This window comes from Neisseria sp. 19428wB4_WF04 (assembly GCF_015235335.1).
In the GTDB taxonomy this organism is placed as follows: Bacteria; Pseudomonadota; Gammaproteobacteria; order Burkholderiales; family Neisseriaceae; genus Neisseria; species Neisseria musculi.
Map to the genome: position 1 here is coordinate 1 of NZ_JADGLG010000086.1, position 5,701 is coordinate 5,701.

The following is a 5,701-nucleotide window of genomic DNA, read 5'->3' on the forward strand; positions in this document are numbered from 1 at the left end:
TGGACCGCCTGACTTATTGCTGCGATATTTTTGAGACGGGCAATGATTCTTACCGGATGAAACACCGCTCATAGGGTGGCTCAATTTTAGACCACAACTGTGGCTCAGTTTTGGAATGGAATTGACACAAGTGAATAACGCTGCAAAGAAAGCTTGTTTCCTGTTATTGTGAGGAAATTATGCCTGACAGTGTAGTTTATATGGATAGTTTGAACAGTTACGATGCATAGAGTTTTGGCAGCCCCCCATCACCGGATAAATCACGGCAGTTTGCCGACCAACAAAAACATATTAATAACAGCATTGGGAATTTTTGGAATCAGACAAAACGTGTCTTACATAAATACAATGGAATCGATCGAAAATCCTCCCCTTTATTTTAGAAAAAATGCAAATTTCGGGTTTAACTTCGGTACACCATTCCAGCATCTTAAGGCCCTGCGGAATTGATATAGGACTTAGGGTTAATCTAGTACAACTCCTTCTAAAAAATCCCAAAATAGGTTCTCAAGCAAAAATTAAAAATGTAACCAACTAAATTTTAGATACTACATGCCATCTGAAATATTCAGACGGCCTGTAGTTCCAAGTTTCAAGCAGAAAAGCTGTAAACATCTCGGTTTAATGCGTGTGTTTCATACCGTGGCTGTCGGCATTGCCGTTGGTTTTCGGTATGTTTTGTACTTCCATGGTAACGGTTTGCGCTTTGGCGCGTTTGAATTTCAAAGTAACCTCCACTTTATCGCCCGGTTTCAGCTGCTTTTTCAAACCCATAAACATGATGTGGTAGCTGCCGGGCTTCAGTTCGGTGGTTTGGCCGGCTTTCAAGGGGATGCCGCCCGCCACTTCGCGCATACGCATCACGCCGTTGTCGTTCACATGCGTGTGTACCTCCACTTTGTCGGCTACTGCACTGCTGCCGCCGGTAAGAAAATCGTTTTTGCCGGTGTTGTTGGTGATGTTCATGAAGGCGCCGCCCATCGTCATGCCTTCCACGGTAGCGCGCGCCCAGGGTTGCTCTACGGTGATGTCTGCTGCCCACGCTGTTTGGCTGAGTGCGGCGGCCAGCAATATTGCCGGTATTTTCTTCATTTCAAACTCCTTTGTCGGGGTGGAAAAATCAGGTTTGAGCAGCCTTTATAGCAGCAATGGCCGCCTGAAAATATGACCTGTCTCAAACCTGCCTGAGAAATTTAGAAAAGATTAAAGCCGTATTCCCGCCAGAGCGACATCAGCCACAGTAGTGCCAGCAGCGCCAATGCCAGCATCTGCGCGGCGGCGGCGTCTTTGGCGCGCTCGGCCGGCTCGTGCCGTGCTGCGGAGGCGTGGTCTGCGGCGGCTTCAACGGCGGTGTTAAACAATTCGACTATCAGCGATAAAAACGATGCGGCAACCAGCACCATGCGGGTAACGGCGCTGAAATCGAAAACAAACGCCGATATAACCAATATGGTGTTCAGCCACAGCAATTGGCGGAACGCGCTTTCGTGGCGGTAGACCGAGCGCAGGCCGTCCAGCGAATAGCCTGCGGTACGGATGATGCGTGCGATGCCGCGTTTGCCTTTCATTTTTTCTGCATAGTTTTGCCCGGTCATGGCGTTATCCTTTCAGACGGCCTCACGGTTTTGCCCAAGCCGCAACGGTGTCGGCAAACATGGCGGCCGCATCGAAACCTTTCTGTTTCATGATTTCTTGAAAACCGGTGGGGCTGGTTACGTTGACTTCGGTGAGGCAGTCGCCAATCACGTCCAAACCCGCCAGCAAAATGCCCCGGCGTTTCAATTCGGGCGCCAGGGTTTCGGCAATTTCGCGGTCGCGTGCGGAAAGCTCCTGCGCCACGCCGCGCCCGCCTGCGGCCAAATTGCCGCGCGTTTCGCCCTGTTGCGGGATACGTGCCAGCGCAAACGGTACCACTTCGCCGCCGATCACCAACACGCGTTTGTCGCCGTGCACGATTTCGGGCAGATAACGCTGCGCCATGATGGTGCGGGTGTCGAGCTGCATCAGGGTTTCAAGTATGCTGCCGGTGTTGGGGTCGGCTCCGGTGAGGCGGAAGATGCCCATGCCGCCCATGCCGTCCAGCGGTTTCACGATGATGTCGCCGTGTTCCTGTAAAAAGGCGCGCACATCGGTGGCGCAGGTGCTCACCAGCGTAGGCGCGGTGAAGCGGCTGAAATTCAGAATCGCCAGTTTTTCGTTGAAATCGCGCATGGCCTGCCCGCTGTTGAACACTTTCGCGCCCTGCCCTTCGGCCAGCGTAAGCAGTTGGGTGGCGTAGAGATACTGCATATCGAAAGGCGGGTCGGTGCGCATAATCACGGCATCGAAATCTTTCAAGGCCGTCTGAATTTGTTTTCCTGCCCTGAACCATTCGTGGCCGTTATCGTTTTCGGCACCAACAAATTCAAACGGTGCAGCCTGCGCGGCCACCATGCCGTTCTGCACCGAAAGCCCGCTGCTCAGGGTGTGGAACAGCGCCCAGCCGCGCGCGGCCATTTCGCGCATCATGGCGTAGGTGGTGTCTTTATAGGTTTTGAACGTTGCCAACGGGTCGGCGATAAATAAGATTTTCATAAATGTCCTTTTTTGAATGGCGGCAATCATACACGCGATAGGTGCAGGCCGTCTGAAAAACCGTTCTGCGTTTCAGACGGCCTAGATGTGGTGCCTGTAGCAAACTTACAATTTACCGATATCAAGCAGCAAACCGCCAACAATACGGCCATGCGGGGCTGCACCTTCACTGCAACTTTAACAATGCCGCCAATCGAAGCATAGCGATGCCCAGCCCTCCCGACACTTTGATGCACATCACGCGGCGCGCACCAGAGTTGTCAGCCATATTTAATATGGTCTGCATTTTGAATCATTTTTTACCTTTAAAAAACCAACTTGATTTACCTTTTTCAGACGGCCTGGAATACCAACGGTTAAAACTGATACGGAACCGGTTCTGCTGCACTTTCAGCCTGCCTAGCCGCTTTCTTTTACCCAAGCCCGCCCGCAAATGCCAAGCCCGGCGGAGGCAAAAACAGATTCACTACACCTGCCAGTCTATCCCGTCCAAGCCGTGCCGCTGCAAGTAAGCGTTAGCCTGAGAAAAATGGCGGCAGCCGAAAAAACCCCGATAGGCCGATAGCGGCGAGGGGTGCGGCGCGCTTAACACCAGATGGCGGCTGCGGTCGATAAACGCGCCTTTTTTCTGCGCATGGCTGCCCCACAGCATAAACACCACGTTGCGGCGGTGTTCGTTTAATTGTTCAATCACACGGTCAGTAAACTGCTCCCAACCCAGCGCGGCGTGGGAATGCGCCTGATGCGCGCGCACGGTGAGCACGGTGTTGAGCAGCAGCACGCCCTGCTGCGCCCAATGTTGCAGACAACCGTGGTTGGGAATGAGAAAACCTTCGATGTCGCCGGCCAGCTCTTTATAAATATTCGCCAGCGACGGCGGAATATCCACTTCGGGGCGCACCGAAAACGCCAGCCCGTGCGCCTGCCCTGCGCCGTGGTAAGGGTCCTGCCCCAAAACCACCACTTTCACCCGGCCAAACTCAGTGGCTTTAAACGCGTTAAACACATCTGCCGCAGGCGGATACACCGTCTGCCCGCTTATGCGCTCGGCTTTAACGGTATTCAGAATATGTTGGAAATAAGGCTGCTGCTTCTCTGCGCCAAGGGCTTCTTGCCAAGTTTGCATAAACCGCTCCGTAATCGGGATAAACGAACCATGCCATTATATAAGAAACAGCCGTCTGAAATAGCTTCAGACGGCCTGTCGGCCTGCAGCAATAGCCTGTATAATCGCAGCCTGATGATATTTTCTGCTTTGCCATGCTTAAATTCACCCTGCACAAAACCGATGGACACGCCCGCCGCGGCACGCTCGAACTCAACCACGGCAGCATCGAAACTCCCGTGTTTATGCCGGTCGGCACCTATGGCTCGGTAAAAGCCATGTCGCCCGGCAATCTGCACGATATCAAAGCGCAGATTATTCTCGGCAACACCTATCATTTATGGCTGCGCCCCGGGCTGGAAGTTATCGAACAATTCGGCGGTCTGCACCGCTTTATCGGCTGGAGCAAACCGATTCTCACCGACTCGGGCGGATTTCAGGTATTTTCGCTCGCCGATATGCGCAAACTCACCGAAGAAGGCTGCACCTTCAAAAGCCCGATTAACGGCGACAAACTGTTTTTGTCGCCCGAAATCTCGATGAAAATCCAAACCACTCTCAATTCCGACATCGTAATGCAGCTCGATGAATGTACCCCCGGCGAAGCCACCCGTGCCCAGGCAGAAAAATCACTGCAAATGAGCCTGCGCTGGGCGGAACGCAGTAAAAAAGCCTTTGAAGATTTGAATAACCCCAATGCCCTGTTCGGCATCGTGCAGGGCGCGATGTATGAAGAGCTGCGCGAACAATCACTACGCGGGCTGGAGCAGTTTGACTTTCCCGGGCTGGCTATCGGCGGCTTATCAGTGGGCGAACCCAAACCCGAAATGTACCACATATTGCGTGCCATAGGCCCGATGCTGCCCGCGCACAAACCGCATTATCTGATGGGCGTGGGCACACCCGAAGACCTGGTATACGGCGTGGCGCACGGCGTGGATATGTTCGACTGCGTGATGCCCACCCGCAACGCCCGCAACGGCTGGCTGTTTACCCGCTTCGGCGACATCAAAATCAAAAACGCCAAACACCGCCAAGACACCCGCCCGCTCGATAAAAGCTGCACCTGCTACACCTGCCGCAACTTCAGCCGCGCCTATCTCTATCATTTGCACAAAGCCGGCGAAATTCTCGGCGCACAGTTAAACACCATACACAATCTGCATTTTTATCAAGTGATCATGGCCGAAATGCGCGAAGCCATCGAACAAGGCAAGTTTGCCGACTGGCAGGCACAGTTCCACGAAAACCGCGCGCGCGGAACAAACTAAACATTTACCCCAAGCAAAAAAGGTAAACCAATGAACGCCAAATTACTTTCATTTATTTTAGGTGCCGCAATGTATCAGGCAGCTTCTGCCGATGTATTGATTGATGTGCGCACACCAGATGAACACGCCCAATCCCATATCCCAAACGCCGTCCTGATGCCTGTAGACACAGTAAAAAACAGTATTTCCACCGTTGTGCCCGATAAAACAGAAACGGTTTATCTCTATTGCCGCAGCGGCAACCGCGCCGAACATGCGCGCCAAACACTACTTGCAATGGGCTATACCGATGTAAAAAACCTAGGCAGTTTGGAAAATGCCCGCGTGTTTCTCCAAAAACACCCTCAAACAACCACCGCAATCCGGACACCGAAATAACAAACGCCATAACCAATCAGCCCAATAAGTTAAGCACCAGGTAGCCTAGCGCAAACAATGCCGGTAATACAGAGAGCGCAACACCGCCATAGTTTTCCAGCAGACTGGCTATAATAAAATAAGGGGTTGTACTAGATAACTAGGGAGATTTAACTTCAGGTTAGAATAATCCCTATGAGAAAAAGTCGTTTAAGTCAGTACAAGCAAAACAAACTGATTGAACTATTTGTTGCAGGTGTTACCGCCCGCACAGCGGCGCAATTAGTTAGCGTCAATAAAAATACCGCTGCCTATTACTTCCACCGTTTGCGCTTACTTATCTATCACAACAGCCCGCATCTGGAAATGCTTGATGGTGAAGTAGAAGTTGATG

Annotated in this window: 6 protein-coding genes and 3 pseudogenes; 4 read left to right on the top strand and 5 right to left on the bottom strand. The window is 52.1% G+C overall.

What is annotated here, in order from left to right; genetic code table 11:
* Positions 1–147: 147 nt before the first annotated feature.
* Positions 148–450 (top strand): annotated as a pseudogene (locus IR141_RS13590) (IS1595 family transposase); the annotation flags it as partial.
* Between the two features lie 171 nt (positions 451–621).
* Here IR141_RS13590 and IR141_RS11915 read toward each other — a convergent pair.
* From IR141_RS11915 to ung, 5 genes and pseudogenes are all read right to left on the bottom strand, one after another.
* Positions 622–1,092 carry a copper chaperone PCu(A)C gene (locus IR141_RS11915; protein WP_135037562.1) on the bottom strand — a complete coding sequence of 157 codons (471 nt, stop codon included), beginning with the start codon at positions 1,090–1,092 and terminating at the stop codon, positions 622–624.
* A 101-nt stretch (positions 1,093–1,193) separates the two neighbouring features.
* Positions 1,194–1,595 (bottom strand): diacylglycerol kinase, encoded by a 402-nt coding sequence (locus tag IR141_RS11920; RefSeq protein WP_135037565.1) that lies wholly within the window; start codon positions 1,593–1,595, stop codon positions 1,194–1,196.
* Between the two features lie 22 nt (positions 1,596–1,617).
* On the bottom strand, positions 1,618–2,574 hold the full coding sequence (gene gshB / locus IR141_RS11925; RefSeq protein WP_135037568.1) for a glutathione synthase: 957 nt from the start codon (positions 2,572–2,574) through the stop codon (positions 1,618–1,620).
* Positions 2,575–2,738: 164 nt separating this feature from the next.
* Positions 2,739–2,860, bottom strand: a pseudogene (locus tag IR141_RS13595) (uL14 family ribosomal protein); the annotation flags it as partial.
* 180 nt (positions 2,861–3,040) lie between these two features.
* Positions 3,041–3,715, bottom strand: coding sequence for a uracil-DNA glycosylase (gene ung / locus IR141_RS11935; RefSeq protein ID WP_256359879.1), 675 nt, complete (start codon positions 3,713–3,715; stop codon positions 3,041–3,043).
* Between the two features lie 119 nt (positions 3,716–3,834).
* Between ung and tgt the strand changes: the two genes are divergently transcribed.
* From tgt to IR141_RS11950, 3 genes and pseudogenes are all read left to right on the top strand, one after another.
* The gene (tgt, locus tag IR141_RS11940) at positions 3,835–4,950 is read left to right on the top strand and encodes a tRNA guanosine(34) transglycosylase Tgt (protein WP_135037574.1); all 1,116 of its coding nucleotides are present in this window, start codon (positions 3,835–3,837) and stop codon (positions 4,948–4,950) included.
* A 30-nt stretch (positions 4,951–4,980) separates the two neighbouring features.
* Positions 4,981–5,328, top strand: a complete 348-nt coding sequence (locus tag IR141_RS11945) for a rhodanese-like domain-containing protein (RefSeq protein ID WP_135037577.1) — start codon at positions 4,981–4,983, stop codon at positions 5,326–5,328.
* 174 nt (positions 5,329–5,502) lie between these two features.
* A pseudogene (locus tag IR141_RS11950) lies at positions 5,503–5,701 on the top strand (IS1595 family transposase); the annotation flags it as partial.